Raw genomic sequence first — 15,504 nt, forward strand, 5'->3', positions numbered from 1 at the left:
GGAAAACACCAAGGCTGACATCGCGGCTCCCGCTTGCGCGCCGTTCGTCAAAGCGTCCGGCCGCATGCCCTCATGACATGGCTTTCGCCGGCTCCGCCACCCGCGCCGATTCTCGTGAGCTACCGCCCTGAAGGCGACCCTGCCGTTCCGGCAGCTTCTTGAGCGGCTCTGCCGGCCTCGTTGTCCCCGGAGTTAACACCCTCTTATCCGTGGGGTGCAGGCTTTTGCACCCTCCCCCCTTGGCCGTCGCTCCGCGGGCGCGGCGCATCCACGCCTGCCACTCGCGGCTGATGATCCGGATCAGGTTCGGATCGCTCCGGCGCCCCTGATGGCGGCGCTCCTGGATGGTCAGCAAGCCGTCGCCCTCGGCGAGCCGGATGGCCCCCTGAGCGAGCCGGCGGCACACCCCTGCCCTCGCGGCGATGGCATCGATGCAGAGGCCGCACACGCCCTTGGCTGCTACCTCGTCGGCGACGATGCGCAGGACCGCGAGTTCTCCCGTCGTGAAGCGGGCAGCCAGGGCCGGCGGCATCGGACCGGAGCAGGCCAGCAGGCGGCGCCTGTCGCGGGAGGCGATCCGGTCGGGCGAGGACGGCCGCTTGCGAGGCGGAAAGAGGCTCATGCGGCCGGCAGGGACGCCCACGGGCACGATCCCGGCCCGGATGGCGCTCCGGCGCTCGTGAAGCCGCTCAGCGAGGCTCTGAGCGCCCGCATCGTCCACAGCACCGGAAGCATGTGCCTGCCACACCTGGCGGGACAGCTCGTCCATCTGCGCCAGCGTTCGGGCGCCCGCGATGGCGGCGGCCATTGTCTCACGAAACATCGTTCACAGCCCTGCTCGGGCCGCGTCAAAGCAGGGGCACGCACGGCATGCGCACCCGGCAAAAGGCAAAGCACCATCGTCTCGGGAAGCGACCCCGATTGACTCCTGAGCGGAGCTATGATGTCTGGAGGGAGTTCGCGGTCTCTCCAGACCCATCGATTTCGACGGCCTCACCCTTGCCGGGGTGGGGCCGTTGGCGTTTTGGGCTTAGGTCTTCGTCGCGGCGGTCTCCTTCTCCGGCTCACGACTCGCAGGAGCGAGCCTGCCGGACATGCCATGTCGCGTGGGCGGGACGGTTAAGTCAACGTCGGGGTATATCCCGGCCTCAGACGCGCTGCCTGTGTCACAGACTGGCAATCGACTATTCGATCTGCGACAATCGCTGCATGCCGCGCCGCGTCGCCCAGAACGTTTCACTCACGCCTGAACTCGCAGCCTTCATTGCGGAGCAGGTCGCTTCTGGCCGTTTCGGCAGCGCCAGCGAGGTCGTGCGGGCGGCACTGCGCACCTTCGAGCGGCAAGAGACCAAGCAAGTTGATCGTCGACGAAGCTCGCGATCAACGCTGCAGCAATGACCCTGTCCGAGGTCGAGAGACTGCAACGCCGCATCCAGGAGTTGGAGGCCGAGGTCGCGCACCTGCTCGCCCAAGGACCTGAAGGCTCCGTCGGCCATTGGCAGAAGCTCACAGCGGGTGAGCAGCGCTATCGTGCCATCTTCGAGAGCGCGACCGACTTCGCAATTGTCGTGAGCGACAATCGCGGCCGTGTGACTGAGTGGAACACAGGTGCCGCGCGCATCCTAGGCTGGACGGCCGATGAGGTGTGCGGTGAGACTACAGAGCGGTTCTTCACATCTGCAGACCGAGCTGCTGGGCGCATCGAAGCGGAGATGCGCACTGCCCTGGAGCGCGGACGCGCCACTGACGAGCGTTGGCACCTGCGCAAGGATGGCACCTGCTTCTGGGCCAGCGGCGAGATGATGCCGTTGCGCGACGTCAACGGCGCCCATCAGGGCTTCGTGAAGATCCTGCGCGACCGGACCGCCGAGTACCAAGCCAGCGAGGGCTTACGAAACGCGGAGGCGCAGTTGCGGCGCGCCCAAGAGTCCGGCGGCATCGGCGTTTTCTCGGTGGGCATTGCGGACGGCATCCTGCATGCCACACCTGAGTTCTGTCGCCTCTACGGCCTGCCCGAGCGTGAGACCTATCCCTCGACGGAATTCGAACGCTTGGTCATTCCGGAGGACGCAGCCCTGGTGTCCACCGCGGAGTCACGCCGCAACGGGGACGCCCCACGCGACGTAGAATACCGCATCCGGAGTGCTGACACCGGCACGCTGCGCTGGATCGCTCGCAAGGGTGAGATCGAGCACGACGAGATGGGTCGTCCTGTCCGGTTCGCCGGGATGGCTCAAGACATCACCCTGCGCAAGCAGGCCGAGCAACGTGCCCAAGCCAACGAGCGGGAACTGCGCCTCGTGGCCGACGCGATGCCCGTGCTCATTGCCTTCCTCGACACTTCGCTCACCTGCCGCTTCGCCAACCGGGCGTACTGCGATTGGTTCGACGTAGGCACGTCCGAGAAAGCCATCGGCCGTAACCTCCGCGAGATGCTCAGCACGTCTGACTTCGAGGCGCGGCGCTCAGGGATCGAGCAGGCCCTTGCTGGCAACGAAGTGCGCTTCGACCTGCCCTGGCCGCATCGGGACGGGCGCCCGCGCATTGCCGAGATCCGCTACCTGCCGCGCTCCGCGCCAGGCGGTGAGATCGAAGGGTTCTACGTCTTCGTTCAGGACATCTCCGACCGCAAGCGCGTCGAAGAATTGCTCCTGTCACGCACGCAGTTGTTGGAGGCCGAGGTCGCCGAGCAGACGAAAGACCGTGACCGCATCTGGAGATTGTCGCCGGTCCTGAAGGTTGTGGCCACACCCGACGGCAAGATCCAATCTGTGAACCCGTCCTGGATACGGGTGCTCGGTTGGTCGGACGCCGAGACAGTCGGGCGCAACATCATAGATTTTCTGGCTCCCAACGATCGGGAACTGGTGATCCTCAATCTGGAGCAGCTTGCCGGCGGCCTTCGGGTAAGTGACTTCGAGGCGTCACTCGTGACGAAGGATGATGGGCTGCGGCACATCTCTTGGACCGTGGTGCCGGAGGACGGCAGGCTCTACGGCTTTGGCCGCGACGTCACCGAGTTACGCCTGGCCGAGGAAGCGTTGCGCCAGGCACAGAAGATGGAGGCTGTGGGCCAGCTCACAGGCGGGCTGGCGCATGACTTCAACAACCTCCTGACCGGCATCTCCGGCTCACTGGAGCTGCTGCAGACGCGGATGCGCCAGGGCCGGCTGATGGACGTCGACCGCTACATCAACGCCGCCCAGGGCGCCTCCAAGCGCGCGGCGGCGCTGACGCACCGGCTGCTCGCCTTCTCGCGCCGCCAGACCCTCGACCCCAAGCCTACCAATGTGAACGCCCTCATCAACGGCATGGAGGAGCTGATCCGCCGGACTGTCGGACCAGAGATCACCGTGGAAGTGGTGGGAGCTGCGGGCTCGTGGCCCGCGCTGGTCGACCCGAACCAGCTTGAGAATGCGCTGCTGAACCTGTGCATCAACGCGCGCGACGCCATGCCGGGCGGCGGACGCATCACCATCGAGACCGCGAATAAGTGGCTCGACGAGCGCGCTGGCCGCGAGCGCGACTTGCCGCCGGGCCAGTACCTGTCGCTTTGCGTGACAGACAGCGGCACCGGGATGACGCCCGACGTGATTGCTAAAGCGTTCGACCCATTCTTTACGACAAAGCCGACCGGTCAAGGCACCGGCCTCGGCCTCTCCATGATCTACGGCTTTGCCCGACAGTCCGGCGGTCAGGTACGGATTTACTCGGAGGTCGGCCAGGGCACGACCATGTGCCTCTATCTGCCGCGCCACTACGGCAAGACCGAGGATGCGACAGCGGTGCCGGAACTCGCTGACGCGCCACGGGCCGAGCAGGGCGAAACGGTACTGATCGTCGACGACGAGCCCACCGTGCGGATGCTGGTGACGGAGGTTCTGGAGGATCTCGGCTACACGGCCATCGAGGCAGCGGATGCAGCGGCCGGGCTCAAGGTGCTCCAGTCGGACGTGCGCATCGACCTGCTGGTCACCGATGTCGGCCTGCCTGGGGGCATGAACGGGCGGCAGATGGCAGATACGGGCCGCGTGAACCGGCCCGACCTGAAGGTGCTGTTCATCACGGGCTACGCCGAGAATGCGGCGGTTGGAAACGGGCATCTGGAACCAGGCATGCAGGTGCTGACCAAGCCCTTCGTGATGGAGGCGCTGGCCTCGCGCATCAAGGAATTGATTGGCAGCGCCTGAGCCTGTGGACCACGAGGATGAGCATACGGGATGAACTCAGGCAGCTTATGGACGTGATGATCAGGGACATTATCACGGACGAAGGCTTCGCGCGTGAACTGGCTGAGATGGCTCATACGGTGGCGCAGGAGGGCCGCCAGAACACGGCAGAGGCTCTGCGGACAGCCAGCCGCCTTCATCGCGCGGGTCGGGCGCTACGTTGAGGGTGTAGGGGCGGAACTTGGGTCGGGGCTGGCTCATGGCTCCATAGTGTCAGTCGGCTTTGTCGCCGCAACCTGCTTCTCTCGGCTTGAGCCGGATCAGCTGACGGCCGCCTGTCGTCTCCTCAATGGAGTAGCGGCGTGGCGCGGCCTTCCTGGCGGCGCCCCCTCGGCAGCCCCTTGCGACAATGCCAGATGCTCGAACCTGGCGAGGAAGGCCGCTGCGATCCGAGTTATGGCACTGATCGAACACGTTCCCTTCCATCGCGACCCGATCCTCACGGCCATAGATCGGCGGTTGTGAGGAAGGGCGCTCTACGTGCCTCACGCCTCGGCAGCGATCCGCCGCCGGGGTCGCTCCTTTGTCATGCTCGAACAGAAGCCCACCGCCAGCATACCAGCATGAAAGCGTACTAGCGTACCAGCACGCTGACGTGCTGCTTAATTAGCGTCCTGTCACGCCTTTGATGCCGCCATGTCCCTGTTGCGTGAGGTACGCATCGAGAGCGTCCAAGTACACATCATGCGCTTTCCGATCCTCGGTAAAGGCGATCTCCTTGAACTTTCTCGCGACCTTCGGCGGTAGGTAGAGCATCACCTTCGCCACGTTCTTCGTGGGCTTGGTGAGAGCAGTGGGTTCGGGAGCGGCATCAAGAGGCGCGGGCGCATCAGCAACCTTCGGCGCCCCGCCTAGAGCTTCAAGCGCGGCGTTTCTTTTCGGCGGTGCCACTGGTGGCCTCCATTCGCTTTCTGGACCACGCCCATAGCTCGCCGATCTCTGCAGCGGCCTTTCCCTCGGGCGCATACTCGTGGACGCCCTGCCCCAAGGCATAGGCGTATTGATGATCGATGCGGGCTGCGATGGGCACAGGCACGACCTCGCCCGACGTGCTGAGCCGGATCGAGACGGCGTTCGTAAGTCGGGCTTGCTTGTTCGTAGGCGCCTGATTGATGACGAGGGCGTAGGGCCGCCCTATCGCTTCCAAGGCGCGCACCGTGGGCATGGTGGCCTTAACGTCGGCCTCGCTGGGTCGCACGGGAACGAGCGCCAAATCGGCCTCGCGCATCGCACCTCGCGTTGCATGACTATCGATGCCGGGCGTATCGATGACGACGAGTGTGAAGCCCGCGGCTCGCAGACGAGCAACCGTCTCGGGGATCTGCCCTGCCTGATTGTGATCGAGCACGGCAGGCGTCTCGGCACTGCGGGTTTCATACCAGCTCGCGGACGTGCCTTGAGGGTCTAGATCGAGGATGCAGACCTTTTCGCCAGCTTGCTCGGCGGCGACGGCGATGCTGACGGCGAGGGCGCTTTTGCCTGTGCCGCCCTTCTGGGTAACGAGACTGAGGACCCGCATGGACGAACCGCGCTGATTTGCTGGCACGCTGGTACGCTTGCACGCCAGTTCACCAATGAACCGTTAAGCCTGCCCATCAGCATGCCTGTAGGTCGGCTTGCAAGCACACTGGCGTGCTAGGACGCCATTACGTCAGCACGCCGACATGCCAGCACACAAGTATGCTGTCAGCCGGGCGCTCGACCGAAAGGGCGCGGCAAAGCCGATCGCCTCTGTAGTTCATTAGCACACCAGCATACTGTTGCACTGTCATACCAGCGCATGTGGCTCGCGATAAGCAGCCTTCTCGAAAGTTTTGGGCAGAGCGGATCGCAAGGGACGTGAAGAAGTGAAGCCAGAGCTATCTTTCGAGCGCGGACCCGAGCCTCCAGCCTTTGGCTGACACCGCGATGCTGACGACCCTGCGACGTGCGGCGTTAGTATCGCCGGAGTTCACCTGAAGGGGTTCAGCATGCCTGATGCGCCCATTGTTCGCGTCCCCGCCGACAAGCCCAACCTGCCGCCGGAGTGGATAGAGGCCGCCGAGCTTGCAGCCCACAACCTCGGCTTCGGCCAGACACTCGCTACTCTGAGCCCGGAGCACTGGCAGCTTGTGCTGGCCAGCGTCACGGATCGCATGCGGCTGCGCGGCGCGTCGCTCCCGCTCGGCTGGCGACGCACGCTCGCGCGGCAGGTTGGGCGCGGGACGGAAGATCAGACGGCAGCGCATATCGTGGCGCTGCGAGCGAAGCGGGGGGAGATCGCGGCACACTTGGCGCGCGAACTCGGGCTCGGTGAATTGGCCACGCTCAGTTCCAAAGACCGGGCCGCTGTAGATCAGCAGACGGATGAGACTATCGCGGGATGCAGCCCCGATGCGCCTGAGCCGGCCGATTGCTCGGATGCGGACCGGACAATGCGCCGGCTGCTTTCCGAGCATCGCGCTCTCAAGGAGCTGAAGGCTGATGAAGCCAACGTCCGCTTGGCCGAGGAGGGCGAGGTCTTCGCCCCCGAAGACGATGCCTGAGGCGTTGCCCGCCCTTGCAGAAGTTCCGGCTGCCGGACTGCCAGCTGAGGCCATCGCTCTCGTCACACCCTACCAGCGCGCCTCGAAGGCCGAGGCGACCGTGCGGGCCTGTCGCGGGGATGAGGCGCTCTTTGAGGCGTGGTGCGCCCGGTTTGGCTTCCGGTCCATGCCGGCCTCGCCCGAGGCGGTCACCGGCTTCCTCGTCCATGAAGCGGAGGCGGGGAGGGCGACCTCGACCATTGGCCGGCGCTGGGCCGCGATCCGCTATGCCCACCGATGCGCACGTTCTCTGGTCCCACTACTCGTCACGCGGGCGAGGTAATGAGGCCCAAGTTTCAAGACCTCTTTTGAAACGGAACCCCTGTTTGCTGCCACGCCCAAACCGGCGCCATGCGCCAGAGCCTCAGAAAGGGTCGGATACTGTTGGCGAATTCGAGATTGCCGCTTCGGCCGCGGCTTGAGGGCGCCCCTGTAGGGCTGAGTTGCGAGCGCAGGCTGCCCAATCACAGAGCGTGGGGCAACCTCGGCCGGTCCTGAGGCGAATTCGCCAACAGCGTCGGGTCGTTTTCGCGACACAGTGCTGCGCGCCCGTCGAACGTTTCGCAAAGGCAGGCTCAGGACGCCACGCCCGTGAGATTGCGCGGCGTGTCTATGCGCGTCAGCATGCGGGCAAACCCACACGGAGGGGAGGCACGCCGTGGCCAATGTCTACCTGGATGCGCTGCTCTGGCTGACGCCAACAAGACCGTCGTTCCTCCCGGTCAACAACGCCGGGCAGACCGTGGTCACCTACGCATTTGGCGGCCCTGGCACCTGCGCCGTCTATGATCCGGAATCGACCGTCGACAGAGTCACGGCGACGGCTTGGCAGTCCTACGAGCAGCAAGCCGCCGTCACGGCGCTCCAGGCGTGGGCTGATGTCGCCAACATCTCTATCAAGCCCGCCCAAAGCTTCAGCTCAGCGACGTGGCACCTTCTGACCACCAACGAAGCGGGCATGCAGGCGTACTTCTCGGGCGAGAAGGGTGTCCAGGCGATGTCGACGCTGCCCAACAACTATGGCCCGAACTACGGCGAGGCCGAGCCCAACTACACCCCGGGCTGGTCGATCTTCAACACGCAGGGCTATGGCTGGACCAAGGCGGGCCTCGTGCCGGGCGGCGAGGGCTACGTCACGCTCGTTCACGAGATCGGCCACCTGCTTGGCCTGGACCATCCCTGGAATGAGAAGGGCTGGTACGTCGACGCCAGCGGGGCTCCCCTGCTCGATGCCAGCGGCAACAAGATCCCGGAGCCGTACTTTCCTGGAGCAAACGCCTGGAACAACACGGGTGACTACGGGCTGAACCAGGGCATCTTCACCACGATGGGCTACACGGACGGCTGGAACGGCCAGCCAGCCAAAGGAACGGATTACGGCTACCAGAAGGGGCCGGGCGCCTTCGACATCGCGGCGGTCCAGCAACTCTACGGCCCCAACCTGACCTCGCACACAGGAGACGACACCTACCTCCTCCCGACCGTGAACAAGTCGGGGACAGGCTGGTCAGCGATCTGGGACGCGGGCGGGACGGACACCATCTCCGCGGCGAATGCCACAGGCTCAGCCACCATCGACCTCCGGCCGGCGACGCTTGATCCGGCCGGCGGCCCGGGTGCTGGCGGGTACGTGTCCTGGGTCCAGGGCATCCAGGGCGGCTTCACGATTGCCAACCCCAACGGGGTGGCTACGGCCGTGGTCGAGAACGCGGTCGGCGGTGCGTACGCGGACACGATCAACGGGAACGAGGCTGCCAATACCCTGACCGGGAACGCTGGGAACGATACCCTCAACGGCTATGGCGGTCAGGACAGGATTGTCGGCGGGCTCGGAGCCGACGTGATGACGGGCGGCGCGAGTGCTGACACGTTCGTCTTCACCCAAGCGGCAGAGTCGACGCCGGGCTCGAAGACACACGACGTGATCACCGATTTCAGTCCCGGAGTGGACCAAATTGATCTGACGGGGCTTGGCGTTCACACGTGGATCGGCAGCGCTCAGTTCGACCACGGGGCTGGCGAGGTGCGGTATGCCGCGGGACTTCTACAGGCTGACCTAAACGGGGACGGGAAGGCAGACTTCGAGGTCGCGCTGCAGAACAGCGTCGCTCTGCAGCAGCAACATGATGTTCTCCTGGCCTGACTGAACCGGTTGAGCAGGACGGCACGCCAGCTCTGGTCCAAGCAGGAGTCCTGTCGAAGCAGGCAGTGAGCCGCGCGGTCCGAAACGCTCACTGAGCAACAGCACGCCAGCAAGACCCCGGGCCGAAGGCGGTCTCAGAAACACGTGGCTATCGAGACAGTCTCATTTGCGGGTCGTTTTTGATGGCAGGCGCGGCCCTTCGGCCGAAGGTGCTGGTCGGTCTGAAAGCAGGGCTCACGCGTCGGCAGTTTCGTAGTTGGCCTCGCGCTCGCCCAACAACCTGCCCACGAGCCTCGTCATGGCAGCCGTCAAGCCTTTCCTGAGCGTTGCCTCCGGCAGGCACTCGGCCTCGGCCAGGACGAAGCTGATGCCGTGATCAGCGCCCCCGCGAGCCGCCTCGTCACGGATCCGGAACGCCGTGAAGCAGCCGTCGGCGGACTGGAACTGCTCCTCCAGCCGCATGGACGGATCGTAGCCGGGCGCCTCCAAGAGGGCCTGTCGGGCAATGTCGAACACGTCCAGCGCCGAGACGAGGTGAGGACGTGCTGGACGTCCCAGCATGGCTTCAACATCTGTTGGTACTCAGGCGCTTGGGCACTTCGCAGCCTTGCCGCTGCGCCGAAGGCCGAACCTACCCCAGGTCGCCTTGAAGATTTCCGAACTCATGGCCGCGATCCCCGGAACTGGATCCTGCAAAAACTCAACCGCATCGCGCTGCATGTTCCGAAGTGAGTAGGAACCCGACCGCACCAACCGGATCCCGACCGGCGTCACGAGATCCTGGGGCGAAAGATGGCGGCCCTTGGTCAGCGACGCCGCCGCCCCTGCGGACAGATTGAGCGAGGCTAAGCCTGCAGCGACGAAGTCGAGCCCGCAATGGCGTGAGGCGCCAACGCGCCGAAAGAAGCGCGGATTGCACTCCAGAAGCCGGATCGCGCCGGTCTCCGGATCACGGCGAGCGTCGAAATTTGCGATGCCCGTGTAGCCCGTATGCGCGATGAGCTTCCGACCAGCCGCAAGCAACTCGGGTAGGTCCGCAAACCGGGTTGACCAGAAGCCATCGCAATAGAAGGTTGCCCAGTTCAGGATCTCGCCATCCTGCGCGAAAACGCTGAGCCCGACATCATCGCCCGGCATGAAGCGCTGGATCAGCAAACCGTCTCTGAGGAAGCCCTGGCGGTCGCTGAGCGCTGCCGCAAGCGCCCCCTCGCTTGCGATCACACGGACACCGTCGCCACCCGAGGCGCCCAGGGGTTTTACCACACACGGATAGCCGATCTCGTTGCGGATCGAGGCGAGGCAGACCGCGCCGGGCGTCGCGAAGAACAGAGTTTCGGGGGTCGACACATCGCAGGCAGCGCAGATCCGAGCGAAGCTGTGCTTGTTGTCGAGCGCTGTCAGCGTCGGCAGATCGGGCATCGGGAAGATCGCCATGCGCAGGTGGTCTCGGATTGTACCGAGGAGCCGCATGGCCGAGGTTGAGCTCGCGATGACGCAGTCGATCGGCTCCCGGGCATGCTCCGCGTTGATGGTCTCCGCGATGAGCCGCGGATCCTCGAAGACCCGCTGGCGCACGAGGAGAGCTTTCGCCACGTGCGCCGAGAAGCGGATACCCGAGGGCGGCTCGCAGATCAGGAGCGTCGTCGCGCCCTGCGCGCCGAGGCAGCGCAGGACGATGTGGCCGAGATCGCCCCGCGGAGACAGCAGGACGACGCGCAGGGGGCGAACCGGATCGTTCGCCGCATCCCGTGAGCGGTCCCGCAGTCCTCCAATGAGCTCCAACATGATCCCCTCTCCGGCTTCTGCTTAGGCTTGGGCTTGTTTGGTATCAAATGGGTACATAATACTTCATTTGGATAAAGCTGATGGTATCCGCAGCTCAGCTGAACACCCTTACTTTTACGGATATCGGCCTGCGCGCTCGAGGTATCTGGATCGTGGCGCGAGACCGCAAACCGAGGCGGCATGGGCGGTTCATGGCCCTCTCAGGCAGCGGACTCGGCCCTTCGGACATAGCGGGTGCCTGGAATTCAGAGGACAGCCTGAGCGCCGATTGGCGCGCTAAGCTCCTGATCTGAAACGGAGCGCGCGGGCTTCTTTTGGATGCTGATCACAGTAGCTCGCACGGCCTGACAGTCGAGCCGAATCAGACACCAGCGACTGACAGCTTTCCGTCGCTTACCAAAAACCTTGTGACTATTTGTGCCAAATATACTTAAGGAATACCTCGAAAGAGGGGGAGGGACACGAGTGTAGATGGTGCCATATCGTGCGCCGGACCGGTGGAGCGAGGACCTCATGCCTCCCAACCCATCCGATGCGGCATTGCTGAAAGGCTTCCTCGTCTCTCATCGGAGGAAGCTCTCCTGAAGAAGACCTGGGACCTTTGTTCTCGTTGAACCGTCCCGTGATCATCCCTACCCGCGAGGTCTGAACCGTGCAGCACCAAGCCAGGAAGGCGCATTTCTGGATGGTCCTCGACGTGCTTGGCGATCAGGGGATCCCCTTCGCGATCTTTCTCGTGATCGCCCGGGTGATCGGACCGCAGGCCTACGGGACCTTCGCGCTGGCCATGGCCTTCGTCGGCCTGATGAGCGTGGTCATCTACCAGGGCATCGCGGACGCGCTGATCCAGGTGCCAGAACTCGACGAGCGGCACGTCTCGACGGCCTTCTGGATGAACCTCGCGCTCGCCAGCGTCATCTTCCTGCTTGTCCAAGTGCTCGCCCGGCCCGTGGCCAGCCTCTATGGCGCGCCCGAGATGGAGCCCGTCCTGCGCTGTGTCGCCCTGCTGGCCCCGTTGCAGGCCTTGGTCAGCGTGCAGATCGTCCTGTTCCGCCGCAACCTCGACACCGCCGCGCTCGCACGGCGCACCTTCCTCGGACGCAGCATCGGCGGCGTCGTCGGCATCGCGCTCGCCTTTGCCGGCGCCGGGATCTGGTCGCTCGTCGCGCTGCAGCTCGTGCAGGCAACGGTCTCGGTCTGGGTGCTCTGGCGGGCCGACCACTGGCGTCCGCGCCCCGTCTTCGACCTCAAGGAGGCCCGGGCCTTCGCGCGGTTCGGCAGCCACTTCATGGGCGCCACCGTGGTCACCGAGCTCGGCACCACGGCCGACAGCCTGCTGGTCGGCCTGTTCCTCGATCCCGTGACGGTCGGATACTACGCGCTCGCGGCCCGGCTGATCGAGATGGCGCGCGTGGTGGTCCTGCTGCCGATGCGCAAGCTGATCATGCCGGTGCTGAGCCGGCTCTCCGATCCGAAGCGCTTCGCTGCCAGCTACAATGAGATGACCCGCTCGGTCCTGGCCGTCTGGATGCCGCTGCTGCTCGCGCTCGGCACGAGCGCCGATGTCCTGCCGGTGCTTTTCGGGGTGAAGTGGGACGGCTCCTCCGTGCTGCTGCAGGCGATGAGCTTGGCGGCCTTCACGCTGCCGCTCTGGGCGCTGGTGGGCGACGCGCTCTCGGCTGCACAACGACCGGACCTGTATCTGCGGCTTGCAGCGATCCAGGTCGCGATCCTGGCTGCCGGCATCACGGTCGGCGCCCAGTTCGGCCTCGTCGGCGTCGGCCTCGGCTGGTCGGCAGCATCGGCCTGCATGGTGCCCATAGCCTTTCTCGCGCTGAGGAAGGTCTGCCCCATGCCTTGGGGGCCGCAGCTCGCCTCTGCGCTGCGCGTCGCTTTAGCCGGGCTCGGCTTCCTGGCGGGCTTCCTCGCGGCGTTCCATCTCCTCGGCGCCCTCGGCTGGCCGAGCTGGAGCCGCTCGCTTGTCGCGACCGGCCTCGGACTGCTCCTCTACACGGGCCTGATCGAGTTCCTTTTCCTGCCGGGTCACGTCACCAGCGGCCTGCGCAGCCTGCGAGCCGTGCTCGTCTCGCGAGCCACTCCTTCAAACGCTGACCTATCCAGGCCGGCAATCTGAAGTGGCCGCCGTGCAGCTGCATGCGCCTCGCGCATGGCTCAGCTTGTCCATTAGGGCATACCCTAGCGGACAATAGGAATAGGCTGAAAAATCCTGTCCGCACGGCTTGAATCCGAGCAGCGGACGATATTCCTTTTGGGCAACGCCCCAAAGGACTACCTAAGCGGCCTTTGCCCGGCTGGAACGGCTGACTGGAAAACGACGGGATGCTGTTGGCGAATTCGTCTCGGGGCCTGCCAAGGTTGCCGCCACGCTCTGGGATTGGGCAGCCTGCGCTCGCAGCTCAGCCCTACAGGGGCGCCCTCGAGCCGCGGTCGAAGCGGCAATCTCGAATTCGCCAACAGTGTCCGACGGTTTCCCAGGCACTTCAACCTGTTAGGTTTGTGTGTCTGGAAAACAAAATGCCGCGCGATCCCAGCCCATTCGCACGAATTGAGCGTTATGGAGCCGCCCAGTTCGCGTAAGGGCCACTATGGAGCGGGTCACCGACCGCAGCATCGTCGATGGGCAGTTACGTGCCGGGCCGGTGACTGCCACCCCGAGGATCGCGCGTGGGGCGCACGGTCAAGCTTGGCCCAGTGGCGCGGGACGGCAAGCGCAAAGAACGGGCACGGCCTCGCGCGCGAGGCGGGGCAGGATCTGGGTTCCATAAAATCTGTTCCGCGCAGCCGTTTCCTGTCGCGTAAGTAGAATTATGAAGCAGCCAGCCTACCGCCCGCTGCGCCAGCCGCCCGACCAATCCAGATAGGTCGCGTCATACTTGTCCGGCGCGCAGGGAAACGTCGGGTTTGGTCAATGGGTGAGCCACGTCAGCGCGGCCACGAACCATCCCAGCACGATCAGCGCCCCGCTCACCGTAAAGGTGGGTGCTGACCAAGGCGGAGAAAAACGAACCGGGCTCATCGCGCCTCCAACCGTGCCGTGAGGATGACCTTGCTTAGAGCCGCCCTCTTAAGCGTTTGGCTCGCGTCAGGGTCTCTCAGCGTCTTAGCCACGAAGGGGTGCACGCGCAGGAAGCTGGCGAGGTTCAGCGTGTAGGCCATGCCGACGGGCAAGAGGCGGGTGGATGGCGCGACCGCAGCCGCATCGACGGCCGCGGCTACGTCCTCCTGAGAGATCAGCCCCTGCTCCAGCAGTTCATTGACGGTCTGGTTTGTCGTCATGCCAGCCAAGCTAGGGCGCGGCTCTGGGCCGTGCAGGGCCGATAACCGGTTGTTCTGAGCCCGGTCGGCGCTGTCTCATCCCTTGAACGCCCAGATCGGCACCCCGACGCCGCAGCCGGGCACATGCCGGTAGTAGGCGGTCAGCTTGAACCTGATCCGGTCAGCCGAGATGGCCGTGGCCTTCTCGCCGCTCAGCACGAGCGCAACGCAGTAATCGGAGCGAATGATGCCGACGTTCGGATGTTCGAGGCCGTCAACGGGATGATGCTCGATATGCTCGCGGCTGTGGCTCGCAAGGACTACGACGACAGGCACCGGAGGCAGGCTGAGGGACAAGCTAGGGCGAAAGCGGAAGGTCGCTATAGAGGCCGTCAGGAGGATATCGCCCAGAATGCCTCGATCGCCTCAATGCTGACAGCCGGCATGAGCTGGGCCCAGATCCAAGCTGCTACTGGGTGCAGTCGGGCAATCTTCGCCAAAATCGTGAAAGCACTCAAAATCACGAACTGAGACGCGCGAAACCTAGATCCAGTCCTCAGACGTTTTCTTTCCTGGCCAAGCTGTCTCGCCACCTTGGTAGATCTTGTACCAGGAACCACGCCAATCCTGCTGATTTTAGCCTGGATCAGCATGGGATGCTGAACGCAATTGTGCTTAATTGCACAGAAGCCGTATCGGAATGTTTCTGCAGGCCGCAAACATTTCGATGTGTTGAGTTTTCATCTGCTCCAAGAGATCCAGGGAGACGGCCGGTGACGCTGACGGCTGAAGCCATTGCCAAGGGCAGAGCTGCGATGACAGCACGAGCGCTGGCGAGAGCGGCAGAGCTAGAGCCCCTCATCAGGCAGTTGCAGAAGCAGAGGATTCGGTCTGCATACGGGATTGCCAAGGCTCTCAACGAGAAGAAAATTCCGACAGCACGAGGGTCAGGCCGTTGGCACGGCTGGCAAGTGAAACGCGTGCTGACACGGCTCATAGCGTAGGCGGCTTCCCGCGTCAGCCTCCAGGCCGGGCTGCATTACTCGGGCCCATGCCACCGGGCATACTCCGCGCTGATGTCGCAAGGCGGGCAGGATCGCTCGCTTTAGGGGCTGGCAGATCTCGAGTTGCGACCACGAGCGCGACGAGGATGGAAACCATCACGAATAGCGTTCCGAGCGTTTCCTGTACCTGCTCGGCCCATTTGCGGTGCAGGGCATGGATCGCCATGCACCCGGCTGCGAACACGGCTGCCAATGCGAGGGGAAGCACCAGGGCTTGCATAGAGGCTGGGTCTCGAGTGCGTAGACTCGACCAACCTCGGCCCGCATCGCCTGTTCCGAACACACGGCCGCGTAGGAAGCCCCAAAACGGCCGCAAGCCTGTTCCCTGCTGCTAAGGCTGCAATTTCGAGATCCGGGACGAAGCCGATCAGCTCCTGATGCAGATGCCGTTTCCTGGAGCGGGTCACCAAGGACCGGGAGCCTCACCTGCTGCTCAGGCGATG

14 protein-coding genes are annotated in these 15,504 nt (G+C 64.5%); 7 read left to right on the forward strand and 7 right to left on the reverse strand.

The window, feature by feature from the left end; translation table 11 throughout:
* Window positions 1–70 precede the first annotated feature (70 nt).
* Window positions 71–823, reverse strand: a complete 753-nt coding sequence (locus tag WDW90_RS28850) for a hypothetical protein (RefSeq protein WP_336490940.1) — start codon at window positions 821–823, stop codon at window positions 71–73.
* A 386-nt stretch (window positions 824–1,209) separates the two neighbouring features.
* Here WDW90_RS28850 and WDW90_RS28855 point away from each other — a divergent pair, with 386 nt between their 5' ends.
* A complete protein-coding gene (locus tag WDW90_RS28855; RefSeq protein ID WP_336490941.1) occupies window positions 1,210–1,398 on the forward strand; it encodes a type II toxin-antitoxin system ParD family antitoxin in 189 nt (62 codons plus the stop codon).
* Entirely contained in the window at window positions 1,395–4,190 is a 2,796-nt protein-coding gene (locus WDW90_RS28860; protein WP_336490942.1) for a hybrid sensor histidine kinase/response regulator, read from the forward strand. The genes WDW90_RS28855 and WDW90_RS28860 overlap by 4 nt, the downstream gene beginning before the upstream one ends.
* A 645-nt stretch (window positions 4,191–4,835) precedes the next feature.
* Here the strand turns inward: WDW90_RS28860 and WDW90_RS28865 are convergent.
* Together WDW90_RS28865 and WDW90_RS28870 are read right to left on the reverse strand one after the other, a co-directional pair.
* A complete protein-coding gene (locus WDW90_RS28865; RefSeq protein ID WP_336490943.1) occupies window positions 4,836–5,120 on the reverse strand; it encodes a hypothetical protein in 285 nt (94 codons plus the stop codon).
* Window positions 5,089–5,748: a division plane positioning ATPase MipZ gene (locus WDW90_RS28870; RefSeq protein ID WP_336490944.1), complete on the reverse strand. Its 660-nt coding sequence runs from the start codon at window positions 5,746–5,748 to the stop codon at window positions 5,089–5,091. The genes WDW90_RS28865 and WDW90_RS28870 overlap by 32 nt, the downstream gene beginning before the upstream one ends.
* Window positions 5,749–6,199: 451 nt before the next feature.
* Here WDW90_RS28870 and WDW90_RS28875 point away from each other — a divergent pair, with 451 nt between their 5' ends.
* The 3 genes from WDW90_RS28875 (at window position 6,200) to WDW90_RS28885 (ending at window position 8,936) form a co-directional block, all read left to right on the forward strand.
* Window positions 6,200–6,754 carry a hypothetical protein gene (locus WDW90_RS28875; RefSeq protein WP_336490945.1) on the forward strand — a complete coding sequence of 185 codons (555 nt, stop codon included), beginning with the start codon at window positions 6,200–6,202 and terminating at the stop codon, window positions 6,752–6,754.
* Between the two features lie 4 nt (window positions 6,755–6,758).
* The gene (locus WDW90_RS28880) at window positions 6,759–7,076 is read left to right on the forward strand and encodes a hypothetical protein (protein WP_336490946.1); all 318 of its coding nucleotides are present in this window, start codon (window positions 6,759–6,761) and stop codon (window positions 7,074–7,076) included.
* A 375-nt stretch (window positions 7,077–7,451) separates the two neighbouring features.
* Window positions 7,452–8,936, forward strand: a complete 1,485-nt coding sequence (locus tag WDW90_RS28885; protein ID WP_336490947.1) for a M10 family metallopeptidase — start codon at window positions 7,452–7,454, stop codon at window positions 8,934–8,936.
* Between the two features lie 234 nt (window positions 8,937–9,170).
* Here the strand turns inward: WDW90_RS28885 and WDW90_RS28890 are convergent, their stop codons facing one another.
* Window positions 9,171–9,497, reverse strand: a complete 327-nt coding sequence (locus tag WDW90_RS28890; RefSeq protein WP_336490948.1) for a hypothetical protein — start codon at window positions 9,495–9,497, stop codon at window positions 9,171–9,173.
* Between the two features lie 21 nt (window positions 9,498–9,518).
* Window positions 9,519–10,511: an ATP-binding protein gene (locus WDW90_RS28895; protein WP_336490949.1), complete on the reverse strand. Its 993-nt coding sequence runs from the start codon at window positions 10,509–10,511 to the stop codon at window positions 9,519–9,521.
* A gap of 18 nt (window positions 10,512–10,529) precedes the next feature.
* Between WDW90_RS28895 and WDW90_RS28900 the strand changes: the two genes are divergently transcribed.
* Together WDW90_RS28900 and WDW90_RS28905 are read left to right on the forward strand one after the other, a co-directional pair.
* Window positions 10,530–10,688 carry a hypothetical protein gene (locus WDW90_RS28900; protein WP_336490950.1) on the forward strand — a complete coding sequence of 53 codons (159 nt, stop codon included), beginning with the start codon at window positions 10,530–10,532 and terminating at the stop codon, window positions 10,686–10,688.
* 685 nt (window positions 10,689–11,373) lie between these two features.
* Window positions 11,374–12,855, forward strand: coding sequence for a lipopolysaccharide biosynthesis protein (locus WDW90_RS28905; protein ID WP_336490951.1), 1,482 nt, complete (start codon window positions 11,374–11,376; stop codon window positions 12,853–12,855).
* Window positions 12,856–13,754: 899 nt separating this feature from the next.
* Here the strand turns inward: WDW90_RS28905 and WDW90_RS28910 are convergent.
* Window positions 13,755–14,018: a hypothetical protein gene (locus WDW90_RS28910; RefSeq protein WP_336490952.1), complete on the reverse strand. Its 264-nt coding sequence runs from the start codon at window positions 14,016–14,018 to the stop codon at window positions 13,755–13,757.
* Between the two features lie 75 nt (window positions 14,019–14,093).
* On the reverse strand, window positions 14,094–14,354 hold the full coding sequence (locus WDW90_RS28915) for a hypothetical protein (RefSeq protein WP_336490953.1): 261 nt from the start codon (window positions 14,352–14,354) through the stop codon (window positions 14,094–14,096).
* Between the last annotated feature and the right edge of the window lie 1,150 nt (window positions 14,355–15,504).

Source organism: Methylobacterium nigriterrae, assembly GCF_037106235.1.
Taxonomy (GTDB): Bacteria; Pseudomonadota; Alphaproteobacteria; order Rhizobiales; family Beijerinckiaceae; genus Methylobacterium; species Methylobacterium nigriterrae.

What these genes read in the sequence shown, in the direction of transcription:
- WDW90_RS28870 (WP_336490944.1), bottom strand. Translation starts at nt 5,748, where the DNA reads ATGCGGGTCCTCAGTCTCGTTACCCAGAAGGGCGGCACAGGCAAAAGC.
- WDW90_RS28850 (WP_336490940.1), bottom strand. Translation starts at nt 823, where the DNA reads ATGTTTCGTGAGACAATGGCCGCCGCCATCGCGGGCGCCCGAACGCTG.
- WDW90_RS28855 (WP_336490941.1), top strand. Translation starts at nt 1,210, where the DNA reads ATGCCGCGCCGCGTCGCCCAGAACGTTTCACTCACGCCTGAACTCGCA.
- WDW90_RS28890 (WP_336490948.1), bottom strand. Translation starts at nt 9,497, where the DNA reads ATGCTGGGACGTCCAGCACGTCCTCACCTCGTCTCGGCGCTGGACGTG.
- WDW90_RS28860 (WP_336490942.1), top strand. Translation starts at nt 1,395, where the DNA reads ATGACCCTGTCCGAGGTCGAGAGACTGCAACGCCGCATCCAGGAGTTG.
- WDW90_RS28910 (WP_336490952.1), bottom strand. Translation starts at nt 14,018, where the DNA reads ATGACGACAAACCAGACCGTCAATGAACTGCTGGAGCAGGGGCTGATC.
- WDW90_RS28875 (WP_336490945.1), top strand. Translation starts at nt 6,200, where the DNA reads ATGCCTGATGCGCCCATTGTTCGCGTCCCCGCCGACAAGCCCAACCTG.